Source organism: Niallia yueguangensis (assembly GCF_052663115.1).
In genome coordinates this window covers 76542-94203 of sequence record NZ_JBQTCX010000007.1, presented here as the reverse complement: position 1 = coordinate 94203, position 17662 = coordinate 76542, and the positions used below count along the sequence as shown (strand labels likewise).

Here is a 17662-nt window from a genome sequence, read left to right as displayed (position 1 = left end):
ACTATACAAAATAAAGGAGGTGTGAGCCGCCTATCCCCACTTCCAAAAAAAGGCTGTCCAATAAGTCATAAACATGACCTTATTGGACAGCCCCGTATCCTTCGATAACTGTTGTTATGCAGATGTTTTTGTTTCTTTTTCGACGATCGTGCCGTCTTCCATTACAAGTTTTGGAGCAGCGTTATTTGCTACTGTTTCTTCAGTAATAATACACTTCACAATATCGTCGCGGGAAGGGAGATCAAACATTACATCGAGCATAATGCCTTCAATAATAGATCTTAAACCACGTGCTCCCGTTTTACGTTCAATCGCTTTTTTAGCGATTTCTTTAAGAGCTCCCTCTTCAAAATCCAACTCCACATTATCTAATTCAAGCATTTTTTTGTATTGCTTTACTAAAGCATTTTTCGGTTTTGTTAGAATTTCAATCAGTGCCTCTTCATCTAATTGTCCAAGGCTCGCAATAACCGGAAGACGACCAATAAATTCTGGAATTAGACCAAAACGAAGCAAGTCTTCTGGCAATACTTTTGATAAAAGATCTTTATCTTCGATTTCAGGCTCTTTTGTTTCTGAACCAAATCCGATTACCTTTTGACCAAGACGTCTTTTAATAATCGGTTCAATTCCATCAAATGCTCCACCACAAATAAATAAAATATTTGTTGTATCAATTTGAATGAATTCTTGATGAGGATGTTTTCTTCCACCTTGTGGCGGAACACTTGCAACAGTACCTTCTAAGATTTTTAAGAGAGCTTGCTGCACTCCTTCACCAGAGACATCTCTTGTAATGGATGGGTTTTCCGATTTACGAGCTACTTTATCAATTTCATCAATATAAATAATACCTTTTTCGGCCTTTTCAACATCATAATCTGCTGATTGGATCAGTTTCAGAAGAATGTTTTCAACATCTTCCCCAACATATCCCGCTTCCGTTAAAGAAGTTGCATCTGCAATCGCAAACGGTACATTTAATATTCTTGCAAGCGTTTGAGCAAGAAGTGTTTTCCCGCTTCCTGTTGGTCCAATCATAGCAATATTACTTTTTGAAAGCTCAACATCATCAATTTTACTATTAGAATTAATGCGTTTATAGTGATTATATACCGCGACAGAAAGAGCTTTTTTCGCTTGATCTTGCCCTATTACATATTCATCTAGAATATCGCGAATTTCGTTAGGTTTTGGAACATCTTTAAATTCTACTTCTTCTTCTGTACCAAGCTCTTCTTCTACAATTTCTGTGCATAATTCAATACACTCATCACAAATGTAAACACCAGGTCCAGCAACTAACTTACGAACTTGATCTTGTGTTTTGCCACAGAAGGAACATTTTAGTTGTCCCTTTTCATCATTAAACTTAAACATGTCTTCACCCCTTAAAAAAACTTCTTTGTATATGTTTATCCCTCGGATTAATCGTTCTAACCTTCTTATTAAACAAATCTTACAACAGTTATGTATTGCATTTTAACACAATGGCCTATGTACAGGAAATGATACAGCTTGGGAATAACGAACGAATAAATCCGAGTAAATAAAAGTATGTACTTCTTATAAGCATATCCAGATTTACTAATATTTAAGCCTGGAAAAATTAGAAGTATAGATGGTTCCTGTACATAATAGGATAAAAAGAATATGGGTATTACTTATACTATGTTCCATCTTACTAATATAAAACTAAGGCACGATTGATTCGCGCCTTAGTTTTTTTTACTTACTTCTATTATGCAACAGTTTTACTGTTTTCCACAAGAAAATCGATTGCTTTTCTCACTTTTAAATCTGTTTTTAAGTTTTCAGTGCCGCCAAGTGCTTGTGTAATCGCATCTACAGACATTTTGTACATTTCTGCCATTTTGTCTAGCTCAGCTATCACTTCTTCTTCTGATACTTCAAAGTTTTCAGCTTGAACGATTGCTTCTAATGTTAAGTTCACACGAACACGTTTTTGAGCATCTTCTTTCATTTGCTCTTGAAGCGCTTCTTTATCTTGACCTGAGAATTGGAAGTATAACTCAAGGTTCATTCCTTGCATTTGAAGACGTTGTTCAAACTCGTTCATCATGCGGTCAATTTCTGTTTTAACCATTGCTTCAGGAATGTCAACTGTAGCATTTTCAGCAGCTTTTTCTACTACTGTATCACGTACTGCATGTTCTGCTTGATGTTTTTTCTCATTTTCTAGACGTGTTTTAATTTTTTCTTTTAATGCGTCTAAAGTTTCTGCTTCTTCATCTACATCTTTAGCAAATTCATCATCTAATTCAGGAAGTTCTTTTCCTTTAATTTCATGAATTGTTACTTTAAATGTAGCTGGTTTTCCAGCTAATTCAGCTGCATGATATTCTTCTGGGAATGAAACTTCGATTTCTTTCACATCACCAGTAGCCATACCAACTACTTGATCTTCAAATCCTGGAATAAATTGGCCAGAACCTAATTCAAGAGAGAAGTTTTCAGCAGTTCCGCCTTCGAAAGCAACTCCGTCTTGGAATCCTTCAAAATCCATTACTACTGTATCGCCTAATTCAGCAGCTCCTTCTTCCTTCACTACTAATTCTGCTTGTTTTTCTTGTAGTGCTTTAATTTCAGCATCTACATCCTCTTCTGTTACTTCTGTGTTTACTGCTTCAACTTCAAGACCTTTGTACTCGCCTAAAGTTACTTCTGGTTTTACAACAACAGTAGCTTTGAAAATAAGCGCTTTTCCTTTTTCAATTTGCTCAACATCGATTTCAGGATGATCTACTGGTTCAATGCCAGTTTCTTCAACTGCACCAGCATATGCTTCTGGTAATAAGATATCGATAGCATCTTGGTAAAGAGATTCTACCCCAAAACGTTGTTCGAACATTCCACGCGGAATTTTCCCTTTACGGAATCCAGGAATATTTACTTGTTTTACTACTTTTTTGAACGCTTCATTTAAACCTTCGTTTACCTTTTCAGCATCTACTTCAATTGTTAAGACACCACGGTTCCCTTCTAAAACTTCCCATTTAGCTGACATACTATGTTTCCCTCCAACAATCTATTCTACTTTTAATTACTTCCAACTTTTGTTTAGATTCTGCTTTATATTATTTTGTAAAAATCATACCTACATGTTTAGTGATATGCCTATTATCATCATAAATAATAGAAAAAGCAGCCATCTATCAGTCAAAATATTTTTAGCATTTTCTAAATGCAACCATTACATTATATCATAGGTTCTAGTTGTTTCAACATTCTAGCCTAAATATTAGGGTAAGAAATTTCCTCTAAGCTCTTTATAAAGGTTTTTGCTTCTTCTATATCCGCTTCATTTACACCATAAAGACTGCTATATGAAGCTATTCCCTTTTCTTGTCCATAGTACTCTTCCATAACAAAATGGTAAGCAGCAGCCCATGCCTTATTTGAAAATCGCTCTAACTTAAAAGGATATAATTGGAAAAATTGACGTTCTAGCAGCGCTTTAATATTTTCTAGCAGCACAGGGTCTTCATGCTCTAAATTTCCTTTTAATATATGATTAATTTCTTCAAATTGGGGTTGTGACTGCAAATCTTCGAGCATGATTGGAATAACGTTTATTGTTCTATTAAATTTATGAACCGTTAATTCTTTATCATATTCCTGTTCTTTTAATATGTTTAACAGCAACGTTTTTAAAAATGGACTTCCGTCTTCTGATAAAAGATACACTTTTATCTCATCCATATAGGAACGGATATTTTGATTGGCCAATTTTGCAATAAGCATCATTTGTTCATTTTCGTCTTTTATGGATGATAAGTCTAATTTTTCTTCTATTGCATGTTTGCTTCTTGTTACATGTTCATTTGCTTGATCGTTCTCACTCAATGCCATCCGTCTGCTAAAATCAAGCATTTTTGAAAAATGCTCTATTTTATTTGCTGGAATTTGATGATCTTCCAACAACACTTCAATCGTTGTCACAATCTCTGCATATTCATGCAGTTGAACAAGAATCATCAAATATAAATCAAGTACATGGATATAATCACCTAAACCCTGATCCAGCATATTTTTGGCCATAGCTTTTGCTTCATGCAACGACCCTAATTCATAATAAGAAACAATTAAACCAATTTGTATTTCGCTATTTTCAGCATTTAGCTCCAATGCTTCTTTTAAGAAAGAAATAGCTTTATGATAATTTTTTTCTTGAATTGCTTCCAAACCTTTTTCTAATAACCGCTGATCTAAATCGGGGAAAAATACGATATTATCTTTCTTTTTCAAATCCCGCTTTTTCATTTACTTACCGCCTAATGTTTCTATTTTTTAGGCTCTGTTAAACTTGCCTGTTGATTGCAGCGAGAGGCGTTCGCTTTCCGCGGGCGGTCCGGGAGCCTCCTCAGCGCTGTGCGCCTGTGGGGTCTCCATCTGACTCGCTTTTCCCGCAGGAGTCTCACGCCTAGAACGAAGATCAACATAGTGCCAAAATCAACAATCAGAGCCATTTTTTTAGAAAAGCGCAGGCGCCTTGTCCAGCCCCGAAGATAAATGTTCTCTTGGCTCAAAAAGTGTTTTTTATTTTTAGAGACAAGAGGTTATCTTTCACAGGGGCTAGGCGTCGGAGCTAGACACTCGTCTAATGTGAAACTTTTATACTTTCTTACCTTATCAAAAAGACAGCAAATTAAAGCTTCTAATTGATTGTCTTTTTTTAAACACTCATTTTTAGCTAGTTTAGCATTTTTTTTCCCTTTCATGCAAGAAACCATACAATCGCAAATCGTTCTAGTTTATAAATGAGCTGAACGAAAAAGAGTCTGCCCAAAGGACAAACTCTTATCTCACTTATACGGAAACTTTAGATGAACGATTTTCGTATGCGCTAATTGCGTCGTCATACTGTAATGTTATTTCAATCTCATCCCAGCCATTGACAAGCATTTTTTTCCAATAAGGATGGATAGAAAAATTTTCTTTAAACCCTTTTTCATCTTCAATTGTCTCTTCTTCTAAATCAACATGTAATGAATACGGCTGGTTTTTTGCTGCATTCAACAAATATTCGACCTTTTTGCTATCCAAACGAATAGGAAGCATGCCGTTTTTCAAACAGTTTTGGTAAAAGATATCTGCAAAAGATGGTGCAATTACTACTTGGAATCCATAATCCTGCAACGCCCAAGGAGCGTGTTCACGAGAAGAACCGCATCCGAAGTTTTCATTTGCAATAAGAATAGATGCACCTTGATTTTCAGGGTAATTTAATTCAAAATCAGGATTTGGTTCCCCATCCTTTTTATAGCGCCAATCATAAAAAGCAAATCGGCCAAAGCCTGTTTTTTCGATACGTTTTAAAAATTGTTTTGGAATAATTTGATCCGTATCAACATTGACACGATCCATCGCTGCTGCCTTTCCAACCAACTTAGTAAATCCGCTCATTTTTCCCCCTCCTTGCTATTTTATTCCTTTGATCTATACTAATTCGATTACTTGCTCTTTTCTCACATCAACAAAGCGGCCATTTAGAGCGGCTGCTGCTGCCATAGCTGGGCTTACTAAATGTGTTCTTGCTCCAGCACCTTGTCTGCCTTCAAAATTACGGTTTGATGTTGACGCACAGTGTTCTCCGCTTGGAACAATATCATTATTCATGCTTAGGCACATGCTGCAGCCTGCATCTCTCCACTCGAATCCAGCTTCTGTAAAGAGTTTATTTAACCCTTCTTCTTCTGCTTGTTTTTTTACTTTTTGTGATCCTGGAACAACTAATGCACGAACGCCTTCTTGAACTTTACGTCCATTAATGATGCTTGCTGCTTGTCGCAAATCTTCTATTCGGGAATTAGTACAAGACCCGATAAACACATGTTGAATTTTAATATCTGTTATAGACTGGCCCTCTTTTAAATCCATATATTGCAGGGCGCTTTGCAATGCACGGCGATCTGTTTCTTCTTTATAATCAGAAGAAGCTGGGATCTGTTCGTCCACTTTTGCAGTCATAGAAGGATTTGTTCCCCAGCTAACCATTGGTGCAATATCATTTCCGTCAATTTCAATCACTTTGTCATACTCAGCATCGTTGTCAGAAACAAGTTCCTGCCACTCTTTTACTGCTGCATCAAAGTTCTCTGGTGCGTATTTTCTGCCTTTTAAATAGTTGAAAGTTGTTTCATCCGGATTAACAAGACCAGCTCTTGCTCCACCTTCAATCGACATATTACAAATCGTCATTCTTTCTTCCATAGAAAGGTTTTTAATTACTTCCCCAGTATATTCAATCACATAGCCTGTTCCGAAGTTAACCCCATATTTAGAAAGGACATAAAGGATAACATCCTTTGCTGTAACTCCTTTTGCAAGCTTGCCGTTTACATCCACTTTTAACGTTTTTGGTTTTGTTTGCCAAAGTGTTTGTGTTGCAAGAACATGCTCCACCTCACTAGTACCAATTCCAAAAGCAAGTGCTCCAAACGCTCCATGTGTTGATGTATGACTGTCTCCACAAACAATTGTTTTTCCAGGTTGTGTTAAACCAAGTTCCGGACCAATTACATGAACAATTCCTTGGTCGGGACTTTCAAGATTTGCTAACGGCACATTAAACTCCAAACAGTTTTTTTCTAACGTCGTCATTTGATTTAATGCGACTTCATCATCTATTTGAAAACGATTAAGAGTAGGAACATTATGATCCATTGTTGCAAACGTACGATCAGGTCTTCTCACTTTACGATTTTTCATTCTTAAACCGGAAAAAGCTTGAGGAGATGTTACTTCATGCACAAGATGAAGATCAATATATAGCAAATCTGGTTTACCTTCTTCTTTATAGACAGTATTCTTTTCCCATATTTTTTCAATAATTGATTTTCCCACCATCATCCCTCACTTTCTTCATTATCTTATTGCATATTCTATACTATATAATAAAATCCTTTTATTCTGCCATTATAAAATATTGGTTTTATCTATTTATTATTGCACTCATTAAGCTTTTAATTTGTCTGCTACTTGAGATAAGATTACTTTTTTCACTTCTTCTACCATTTCAGTTGTAGAAACAACTTTTGTATTTGGTGAAATAATATCCTTTGTACGGAATCCATTATTTAATACTTGATTTACCGCATGTTCAATTAAATCTGCTTCTTCTTCCAATTGGAACGATACACGTAAAAGCATCGCAGCAGATAAAATAGTTGCAAGTGGGTTAGCAATATTTTGTCCAGCGATATCTGGTGCAGAACCGTGAATAGGTTCATATAAAAATGGACCTTCTTCGGAAATGCTAGCAGATGGAAGCATTCCTAATGAACCAGTCAGCACAGATGCTTCATCACTTAATATATCTCCAAACATATTTTCTGTCACAACGACATCAAATTGTTTTGGATTTCTTATCAGCTGCATCGCTGCATTATCCACTAACATATGCTCTAATGTAACATCCGGGTATTTTTCTGCGATTTCGTTTGCACATTCGCGCCATAATCTACTTGACTCAAGTACATTTGCTTTATCTACTGATGTCACTCTTTTATCCCGTGTACTTGCTAACTGAAATGCTTTTTCAATTACTCTTGTGATTTCTTCTTTGCTGTATACTAATGTATCAACAGCACCAGGTTTTCCGTCAACCGTTGTTCTTTCACTCGGTTTTCCGAAGTAAATTCCACCAGTAAGTTCTCTTACCATAAGCAAGTCGACACCTTCAATGATCTCCTTACGTAATGGAGAAGAATCTGCTAAGCTTGCATAATAAGTAGTAGGTCTTAAGTTTGCAAAAAGATTTAATTCTTTTCTTATTTTCAAAAGCCCTTGCTCTGGACGAAGAGGAACCGGCAGTGTTTCCCATTTTGGTCCACCAACCGCTCCTAAAAGAACCGCATCACTTTCTTTGCATAGTTCAATTGTTGCATCCGGCAACGGACTTCCATCTATATCAACAGCACTTCCACCGATGTTTCCAAATTTAAAGTCAAATTGATGTTCAAAATTTTCTTCGATCACTCGTAAAATCTCAATGGCACCTTGTACGATTTCTGGTCCAATGCCATCACCAGGTAATACAGCGATTTTCTTTTTCATTACTTTTCGCCCTTTCCATAAAAGTGTGTGTTCAAAAAGGTAACAAATGAGAAGCAATCCAACGAAGAGAATCGTCGCTATCTTTCGATGACTTTTTGAACATCCACTAAAAGTGAAACTACCATCTGTAAAGCTGTTTTCTTCACAGATGGGTAGTTGTACAAATCAGGTTTACGGGCAATTAACTTCCCATCCTCAATCGAATGATGATACTGCCTGTTAATCTGATAAAGAACTAGTTATTTACAATTTCAACTGTTTGTTCTTTTGCTAATATCACTCTATTAATTGCATTTAAGTATGCTTTTGCAGAAGCAACCAACACGTCTTGGTCAAGTCCTCGCCCGTTCGATTCTGTGTTTTCATAACGAACTTGTACAAACACATGCGCTAATGCGTCTCTTCCGCCGCCTAATGATTGGATTCGGTAATCCAACAGCTTAGAATCACCATTTATCGCCTTTTCCAATGTATTATAAAGTGCTTCCACACTACCCGAACCAGTGCCAGTTTGTTCAATTAATTCATTTTTGGCACCTGAAAGCTTAATAGAAGCTACTGCTGAATTTTCTTCATCATGATTAACCTTAACATCTACAAGCTCATAATATTTTTCTTCTTTAGACAGCTTCTTTTCTAACACAATGGCGATAATATCTTCATCTGTTATTTCTTTTTTGTGATCAGTCAATTCTTTAAATGCGATAAATAATTCCTTTACATCACTATCGTCTACTTTTAATCCTAATTCAGCAAGACGAGTTTTAAAAGCATGACTGCCTGAGTGTTTACCTAATACCATGTTGTTATTTGACTCGTAGCCAACCAATTCAGGTGAAATAATTTCATAAGTCGATTTTTCCTTTAACACACCATCTTGATGAATTCCTGATTCATGAGCAAAAGCGTTGCGTCCAACAATTGCTTTGTTGCCTGGAACAACCATACCTGTCAGCTCGCTAACAAGGCTGCTAGTTCTGCTGATTTCTTTTAAGTTGATTCTAGTATTCTTTTTATAGTGGTCATTGCGAATATGAAGCGCAACTGCGATTTCTTCAAGGGACGCATTTCCTGCTCTTTCCCCAATGCCGTTAATCGTACATTCCACTTGTGTTGCACCATGTTCAATCGCTGCCAATGAATTAGCTGTTGCCATTCCTAAGTCATCATGACAATGCGTTGAGAAAGAAACTTTATCAAAAGATGGAACATTTGCTTTTAAATACTTAAAAATCTCACTATACTCATATGGATTTATGTATCCAACGGTATCTGGAATATTAATTACATTAGCACCTGCTTGAATTACTTCTTCAATAATTTCCGCTAAAAATGGAAGCTCTGTTCTACATGCATCTTCCGCACTCCATTGGATAATCGGAAATTTTTGCCCAGCATATTTAACAGCTGCTACCGCTCTTTCCACTACTTGTTCTTTTGACATTTTCAATTTATATTGACGGTGGATAGGAGAAGTTGCAATAAACACATGAAGTCTTGGTTCTGCTCCATCTTTTAACGCTTCCCATGCTGCATCAATGTCAGATTGCACTGCTCTTGCAAGCCCTGTAACAGAACAATTTTTAACCGTCTGTGCAATTTTTTGCACAGACGTAAAGTCTCCTTTAGAAGCGGCAGGAAAACCTGCTTCAATAATATCGACATTTAATCTTTCTAATTGTTCGGCAATTAATATTTTTTCAGCAAGATTTAGATTTACTCCTGGTGATTGTTCTCCATCTCTTAATGTTGTATCAAAAATCTTAATTTTGGACACTACCTACCACTTCTTTCTTTTTAGAGCTTCTTACAAATGGCATCATTGCACGTAGTTCTTTACCAACTTTTTCAATTAAATGTTCACTTTCTCTGTTGTTGATTGCAGTAAATTCTGGTCTATTTGCTTGGTTTTCTAAAATCCAGCCTTTAGCAAATTTTCCTTCTTGAATATCTGTTAATACTGCTTTCATTGCTTTTTTCGTATCTTCTGTTACGATTCTTGGTCCAGTAACAAAGTCGCCCCATTGTGCAGTATCAGAAATAGAATATCTCATTCCAGCCATTCCATCTTCATACATTAAATCAACGATTAATTTTAATTCGTGTAAACACTCAAAGTATGCAAGCTCTGGTTGATATCCAGCTTCTACTAATGTTTCGAAACCAGCTTTTACAAGTGCAGTTAATCCACCACAAAGAACAGCTTGTTCACCAAATAAATCTGTTTCTGTTTCTTCTTTAAAAGTCGTTTCTAATGCACCTGCACGTAAAGAACCGATTGCTTTTGCATAAGCTAATGCTAATTCTTTTGCTTCACCTGTAACATCTTGGTAGATAGCGAATAATGCTGGTACACCTGCTTCTTGCTCATATGTTCTGCGCACTAAATGTCCTGGACCTTTTGGAGCTACTAATAATACGTCACAAGCTTCTGGTGCAACGATTTGGTTAAAGTGAATGTTGAATCCATGCGCAAACATTAATGGTTGGTTTGTAAGATTTGGTTTAATTTCTTCATTATAAACTTTTGTTTGTAGCTCATCTGGTAAAAGAATCATTACGATATCTGCTTTTGCAGTTGCTTCTCCAACAGGATATACGTTAAAGCCATCTTCTACTGCTTTGTCCCAAGACTTACCTTGTCTTAAACCAATGATTACATTTACGCCGCTGTCTTTCATATTTAAAGCATGTGCATGTCCTTGTGAACCATATCCAATTACTGCTACAGTTTTTCCTTCTAAGAATCCTAAGTTTGCGTCTCCGTTATAATACATTTTAGCCATTTTTTATTCTCCCTTTCGAATGTAAGTTAATTTTTTTATTTTAATAAATTGCTTAAACGATTGAAAAAGTATTTTTAGAATTTACGCTTTTTTGCGAGCCGCGAGGAAAGGCGGTTGTGCCCGTTCTCGCCAATTCTTTAATACCGTATGGTCGAAGCAATTCAATAAATGCTTCCACTTTTGTTGATTCACCTGTAATTTGAATAACAATGCTTTCTTTGCTGACATCAATTACTGATGCTCTAAAAGGTTCAATTAACGAGTACAGTTCATGTCTAGTTTGTGGTGTAGCCAGCACTTTGATTAATGCCAGTTCACGTGCAACAATGGACTGATCGGTAATATCCACTACTTTTAAAATATCCACTTGTTTATTCAATTGTTTTGTAATTTGTTCCACTACACTTTCATTATCTACATGAACAACACAAGTGATTCTGGAAATTCCTTCATTCTCTGTATGACCTACAGATATGCTTTCAATATTATAATTTCTTTTAGAAAACAAGTTAGTAATGCGATTGAGCACACCAGATTTATTTAAAACAGTTAAACTAATTATTTTCTTCATGGCTTCATCCCTACCATTTCATGTAAACCTTTGCCAGGTGCGATCATTGGATACACATTTTCATTAGGATCGATGCGGAATTCAAGTAAAACTGGCTCTCTTACGTTGAGTACTTCGTCAAGAATCGATTCCGCCTCTTCTTCTGAAGTAATTTGATAACCTTTTATGCCGTATGCATCTGCAAGTTTAACAAAGGATGGCTGTACAGATTCTTTACTATGAGAGAAACGGGAATCATAAAAGATTTCTTGCCACTGTCTTACCATTCCTAAGGCCTGATTATTAAGGATGATTATTTTAATAGGTAAGTTTAATTCTTTAATCAGCCCTAACTCTTGGCTGCACATTTGGAATCCACCATCACCGCTTATCGCTAAAACCGTTGCATCTGGATCTGCTAATTGAGCTCCAATACTAGAAGGCAACCCGAATCCCATTGTCCCAAGGCCTCCAGATGTAACCCATCTGTTCGCTTCCTTGAACTGATAATATTGTGCTGTCCACATTTGATGCTGGCCAACGTCTGTTGTGACAATCGCGTTTCCTTCTGTTTTTTCATGCAATAGTTCTAACACTTTTTGCGGTTTTAACAAATCAGAATTTTCATAATAATAAGGATACTCTTTTTTCCAACCTTCTATTTTCTCCAACCATTCATTATGTTCTGGTTTTTTACCATCTTGTTTAATCAATTCCACTAAAGCTTCTTTTGCATCTGCTACAACTGGAATTTTCGTTGGAATAATTTTACCAATTTCTGCAGGATCAATATCAATATGTGCTTTAATTGCATTCGGTGCAAAATGTGCTAAATTTCCAGTTAATCGATCATCAAATCTTGCGCCGACATTAATTAGCAAATCACATTCATATAAAGCCATATTAGCTGCATAAATACCGTGCATACCTCCCATTCCAACAAATAAATTATTGTCAGCTGGGAATCCTCCTAAGCCTAACAATGTATGCACCACTGGAATTTGCTGCTGTTCTGCATATTGTTTTAATTCTTTATTTGCTTTTGCAAAAATTACACCTGCACCTGCTAAAATAACAGGTTTTTTCGCTGCACTTACTGCTTCGGTTAATTTGCGAATTTGCAAATAATTTGGTTGTGTAGTCGGTTGGTAGCCTGGCAAATCAATTTCCTGCTCTTCCGGCACTTCTGTAATGGTTGCCGCAATGTCTTTCGGAATATCGATTAATACTGGACCAGGTCTTCCGCTTGTTGCGATATAAAAGGCTTCTTTTACAATTTTCGGAATTTCTTCCAAGCTTCTAATTTGACAATTATATTTAGTTATCGGCGTAGTAATCCCTAATATATCTGCTTCTTGAAATGCATCTGTTCCAATAACGCCTGTTGCAACTTGCCCTGTAAAAACAACCAATGGCAATGAATCCATCATCGCATCTGCAAGTCCTGTTACTATATTTGTAGCACCAGGCCCACTTGTCGCTATGACAACACCAGGTTTACCCGAAATTCTTGCATAACCCTCAGCAGCATGTATGCCTCCTTGTTCATGACGCGGCAATACATGAAATATTTTAGAATCATAAATTTTATCGTAGATCGGCAGTACTGCACCACCTGGATAACCAAAAATAAATTCTACATTTTCCTTTTCCAATGCTTGCAACAAGAGATCTGAACCAGTTAACGGTTTTGCATTAGCCTTTGTTTTGTCAAAGGCAGTTTCCTGTAACATTTTGTTTAACCCCCTTATAAAAAGTAATTTAGTTAAGGAATCTTGTAGTATGACTAAATTAAAGACTATTGTTCATAAAAAAAGCCTTTTCACCTCCATTGTTTACTAATAATTTTTTTAGTAGACAAAGGGGTGAAAAGGCTTCTTTCCACGGTACCACCCTCATTCATACACATTATTCATGTATGCACTCAGTGAACAGTTCTGTTCTAGTGTTTGGTAACGAGTGGGTATCACTCGGTTAGCTCTAGTCGAAATATCTTTCAAGCTAACACTCAAAGGCGAGTTCATTTCAATTGACTTCACCGGCTCTCAGCACCACCGGCTCTCTGTGGAATCCCAAATTTGAAACTACTTATCCTTATCATCGTATTTTCAATATCTTTAAAATCATCGTTTTCATCTGTTTTTTATTATGCGTCAAAAACATTCTGTTATTCATATACAAAAGCTAATCTCGTTGTTATTTTCTGTATTGCTTTCGATGAAGTTATCTTACGCCGAAATGAAACAAGAGTCAACAGTATTTTTGAGAATTGTTAGATAATTAAAGCTATACCCCACTCTTAGAAACCGTTTACAATATTGATATATAAATAATTTTACCCCTTTATTTTTTTTGAAATTTTTTTTAAAAAAATTGTATTTTTTACAATTAGTTCACTATTTTTTTACTTTAAAAGGCATAAAACACACTTTATTATCTCCCGTTATGTACGAAACCTTATATAATCCGTTTTCCTTCTTATATTTATTATCCTTGTATTTTAGGAATGATGATGATTCGAACTAAATTATAATACAATAACGACCGAATCGTATATTTACTTGTTATATTTTCTAACACACTTTTTATATCTCTCCATTTATAACTTGTTATCATGAATTAAAGGTAAATGAATGTTTAGGACGTTTTCTCCATCTTTAAAATAGGCTGTTTTCGTATAGATTGTTGCTTTTAAACTCGCAGCCTGAATACACTTCGTCCGTTTAGCGAGCGTCGAGCCTCCTCGTCGCATACGCTCCTGTGGGGTCTCGTCTTTCTCGCATTCCCACAGGAGTCTACGTGTATGCAGACTGCTAAGAAACGCTTTTCCAAATGTTTTTTTATGTAAAAAACAACAAACTTTGAGAAAACATCCTTTAATTAAATTGATTGATTAGGCAATTTAAACTTTTAAAATTAACCTACACATGTATTTATAAACATATTTTTATAATATTTAATAACAATCAGGAAATTTCTTCTATAATAATTATCATTCTTTCTCCTTTATAACCAGCATGAGTTTTCCCTTTCAACCTGATATCGAAGCAAGGAGTGTCTCACATCTCTTCTAATTAAAATGTTTTTTAAACATAACTCTTTAATATTTTATCTATTTAAGAATAAATATGAGAAAAAACCTTACATCGTTGCGCAAGATGATTATACATATAACTACATCATATTTTTGTGTTTTATGAAAATACTACCTAATGCATAATAATATTATTCAAAAATAGCAACCAACAATATAAATAAACAAATCCTAAATGTCAAATATTTCGTCAACACTAATCAATGCAGGGCGTTGGTTATTATTACCTTTTGTAAAAGTAATAGTAACTTTTTTACCTATTTGATTAGAGAATTTTTGAGAGGAACCATAAGATACTTCAAGCACCCATGTTACATGGTGTGCGATTATTTCAATGGAAGCAGAATCGACAACCCCCAAAATTGTTGCTTTTGTCGTGATAACATCACGAGCAGGAATTTCTAATTTTTGTCCAATTAAGATGCCATCGGATTTTAAATCACTTAACTCTCGAAGCTCTTTTACTGAAGCATTAAAACGCTTCGCTAAAGAATAAAGGGTATCACCAGGCTGTACTGTATATGTGTTAGCAGGTGTTTGCACCACTTTTTCTGCTTTTTTTGCAGGAATATATTTAGTGACAGGTTAAAAATTTCAACGCCTGTATTAACTGTTAATAAACGCCCCTCAATAAGTATTGTGCTTTGAAGGTTATTGTCCTTCATAAGTTTTTCAATCGATACTCCGTATTTACGAGATAAACTCCAAAGTGTATCTCCGTTTTGGATATAGTGAACAATTTCACCTTCTTCCATAGGTTCTCCAACAATAGGAAGATTACCCTTTTCATCTAGGAAAGGAACAATTATATCTTGACCTGCATATATTCGGTCAGATTCAAATCCATTTTTAGATTTCAACTGATCTACTGTTACTTTGTAATTTTTAGCAATACTATACAAAGTGTCACCACTTTCAATTGTATAATTTTCCACGCAGTCACAAGCTTCTACCATTTGCATATTCCCAAAAAAAGCCGTTGTTCCAATGCCTGTAGCTAAAACACCTGACGTAAATTTTTGATTACGTTTTTTGTCTTCAGCTGCTTTTTGTTCTTGAATACGCTGTTTCCTAGATTTGATTGTCATGATTAAATCCTCCATTTAATTGCGATATACCAAAATCACTTTATAAAAGGCTGTTTTTGTATAGATTGTTGCTTTTAAACTCGCAGCCTACATACCCTTCGCTTTCCGCGGGCGAGCGTCAAGCCTCCTCGTCGCATACGCTCCTGTGGGGTCTCGTCTTTCTCGCATTCCCACAGGAGTCTACGTGTATGCAGGCTGCTAAGTACTCTTCTCCAATTTTTTTATGTAAAAAACAACAAACATTGAGAAAAGAGCCATGTAAAAAGATCAACTTAAGAATAGAAAAAAGCATACATTTGAATCAGCCATAATTTTTCATTGCCTTTTTTTCCACAAATCGATAGTGTCCTTGTTTAAAATCTGCAACCGTGAATGATGCTAACTTTGTCTACCGTGTAACTTTTTATTTCATTAACTCAGGTGACTCTTTACTTGGTTTATTAGCATTTCCATTAAATTATTACCATTCTGATCGAATAACTTACATCTATTAACAAATGATCTGTAATTTGTGTCGGTATAGAAAAAGTCTGCACTCTGACTGATGAATGAAAAAAAGCAAAACAAGAAAATAAAAAAATCCCGATTAAATATATGTTGAATTAATTTTTTATCATTGTATAAAACTGCTCTGAACAAATTCTGAACACTTTTAGGTTTTCAATAAGAAATGCGCAGGCGCCTTGCTCAGCCCCGAAGAAAAATGTTCTCTTGACTCAAAAAGTGTTTTTTACTTTTAGAGGCAAGAGGTTATCTTTCACAGGGGCTAGGCGCCGGAGCTAGACACTAAACTAGGTTCGAAATTTTATGCTTTCTTATCTTTTAACAAAAAAGCTATGCCCTTTATTCCACTGCCATGAAATAAAGAGCATAGCTCACAAATCTATTTGCTGTACTAACAAGTTTAATTTATTTTAATGCATTACCTGATAAGACCCGATTGGTATTGACTAATTAATCAACAATGACCCCATCACTGATTTTAAGGCAAATTTATTTCTTCTTGAATTGCATGTAATTTCTCTATTTGTTTCTTTGCTCCTGCTGTATTTCCGGTTTTACTATATATCTCTATTAAACTGATATATGACTTCTCTTCTAATGGGTCTATTTTCTGAATAAGAAAACAAAGATTAATGACCTGCTCGTAACGATTCATTTCTATGTAAAAAGCAATGAGAGAAAAAGCAAATCTCATCCATATACTTTGCAGCCGGACTCTCTCACTCTCAGCCCATGCATAATAACTATCGTAAAAATAATCATTTTCGTACAGAGCTATAACCGATTCATATGCTGTTAATGTTTCGCTTGTTAATTCTGGCAATTGCCTTATCTTCTCTTCAAATATATCCATATCTAGCACGATATTTTTCATTTCTGAACGATAGCCATCCCCTACACGCACGATTTCAAAGGGGATAGCATAGGATTGAATCATTTTACGAATTTGATAAATCGTCGTGTGAAGATTCGTATGTGCTTTTTCCAATGAAACATCATTCCAAAACAGCTCAATTAACACATCTTTATGTATCGTTTGATTTCGGTTATGAATAAAATAACAAAATAATGCTTTTGCTTTTTTTGTACGCCACTTATTTAATAAAATAGGTGAATTTCCATGTTGCTTCGTTACCCTCAACTCTCCTAAACAATGAAGCATTTGCTTCTTTTCGCCTTGCTCGCGATGAACTGATAGACCTCCTGCAATTCGCTTCACTGTATTTTCAATTCTTTCAGGGGTAAATGGTTTAACAACATAATCAAGCGCCTCTATTTCAAATGCTTGAACAGCATAGTTCGTGTGTGCAGTAATAAAAATAATTTTAATACTTTTATGTATTCGCCGCATTTCTACCGCTAGATTCACACCACTTATTCCCGGCATTTCAATATCAACAAAAGCAACATCGACATGATTTGCTCGTATAAAGTTAAGTACATCTTCCCCATTTTCAAATGTTGAAATTTTTGTGAAACAATTAAACTCCGCTAACATTTTTTGTAATAAAAAAGTTGATAGTCGCTCATCATCAATGATAACCGCTTCCATCTGCCTCCT

General features: G+C 35.6%; 13 protein-coding genes and 1 other annotated feature. All 13 genes read right to left on the bottom strand.

Features of this window, described 5'->3' with window-relative positions:
• Window positions 1-114: 114 nt before the first annotated feature.
• The 13 genes from clpX to ACTYA4_RS08550 all read right to left on the bottom strand — a co-directional run bounded on the left by clpX (window position 115) and on the right by ACTYA4_RS08550 (window position 17653).
• Window positions 115-1380: an ATP-dependent protease ATP-binding subunit ClpX gene (gene clpX / locus ACTYA4_RS08610; protein WP_443480702.1), complete on the bottom strand. Its 1266-nt coding sequence runs from the start codon at window positions 1378-1380 to the stop codon at window positions 115-117.
• Between the two features lie 361 nt (window positions 1381-1741).
• Window positions 1742-3028 (bottom strand): trigger factor, encoded by a 1287-nt coding sequence (gene tig, locus ACTYA4_RS08605; protein ID WP_443480701.1) that lies wholly within the window; start codon window positions 3026-3028, stop codon window positions 1742-1744.
• 227 nt (window positions 3029-3255) lie between these two features.
• Complete coding sequence (locus ACTYA4_RS08600; protein WP_443480700.1) at window positions 3256-4284, bottom strand: tetratricopeptide repeat protein; 1029 nt, start codon at window positions 4282-4284, stop codon at window positions 3256-3258.
• Between the two features lie 546 nt (window positions 4285-4830).
• Window positions 4831-5427: a 3-isopropylmalate dehydratase small subunit gene (gene leuD / locus ACTYA4_RS08595; RefSeq protein ID WP_443480699.1), complete on the bottom strand. Its 597-nt coding sequence runs from the start codon at window positions 5425-5427 to the stop codon at window positions 4831-4833.
• A gap of 33 nt (window positions 5428-5460) precedes the next feature.
• Window positions 5461-6870 (bottom strand): 3-isopropylmalate dehydratase large subunit, encoded by a 1410-nt coding sequence (leuC, locus tag ACTYA4_RS08590; RefSeq protein ID WP_443480806.1) that lies wholly within the window; start codon window positions 6868-6870, stop codon window positions 5461-5463.
• Between the two features lie 108 nt (window positions 6871-6978).
• Window positions 6979-8079, bottom strand: coding sequence for a 3-isopropylmalate dehydrogenase (leuB, locus tag ACTYA4_RS08585; protein ID WP_443480698.1), 1101 nt, complete (start codon window positions 8077-8079; stop codon window positions 6979-6981).
• Between the two features lie 235 nt (window positions 8080-8314).
• Window positions 8315-9856 carry a 2-isopropylmalate synthase gene (locus tag ACTYA4_RS08580; protein WP_443480697.1) on the bottom strand — a complete coding sequence of 514 codons (1542 nt, stop codon included), beginning with the start codon at window positions 9854-9856 and terminating at the stop codon, window positions 8315-8317.
• Entirely contained in the window at window positions 9843-10865 is a 1023-nt protein-coding gene (gene ilvC, locus ACTYA4_RS08575; RefSeq protein ID WP_443480696.1) for a ketol-acid reductoisomerase, read from the bottom strand. The genes ACTYA4_RS08580 and ilvC overlap by 14 nt, the downstream gene beginning before the upstream one ends.
• Window positions 10866-10917: 52 nt before the next feature.
• Entirely contained in the window at window positions 10918-11436 is a 519-nt protein-coding gene (gene ilvN / locus ACTYA4_RS08570) for an acetolactate synthase small subunit (protein ID WP_443480695.1), read from the bottom strand.
• Window positions 11433-13148, bottom strand: a complete 1716-nt coding sequence (gene ilvB / locus ACTYA4_RS08565) for an acetolactate synthase large subunit (RefSeq protein ID WP_443480694.1) — start codon at window positions 13146-13148, stop codon at window positions 11433-11435. Before ilvB ends, ilvN begins: the two co-directional genes overlap by 4 nt.
• A 125-nt stretch (window positions 13149-13273) precedes the next feature.
• Window positions 13274-13525, bottom strand: a binding site (T-box leader).
• Window positions 13526-14680: 1155 nt separating this feature from the next.
• Window positions 14681-15052, bottom strand: coding sequence for a LysM peptidoglycan-binding domain-containing protein (locus ACTYA4_RS08560; RefSeq protein WP_443480693.1), 372 nt, complete (start codon window positions 15050-15052; stop codon window positions 14681-14683).
• A complete protein-coding gene (locus ACTYA4_RS08555) occupies window positions 14995-15597 on the bottom strand; it encodes a LysM peptidoglycan-binding domain-containing protein (protein ID WP_443480692.1) in 603 nt (200 codons plus the stop codon). Before ACTYA4_RS08555 ends, ACTYA4_RS08560 begins: the two co-directional genes overlap by 58 nt.
• A gap of 982 nt (window positions 15598-16579) precedes the next feature.
• Window positions 16580-17653, bottom strand: coding sequence for a response regulator (locus tag ACTYA4_RS08550; RefSeq protein ID WP_443480691.1), 1074 nt, complete (start codon window positions 17651-17653; stop codon window positions 16580-16582).
• Window positions 17654-17662 lie beyond the last annotated feature (9 nt).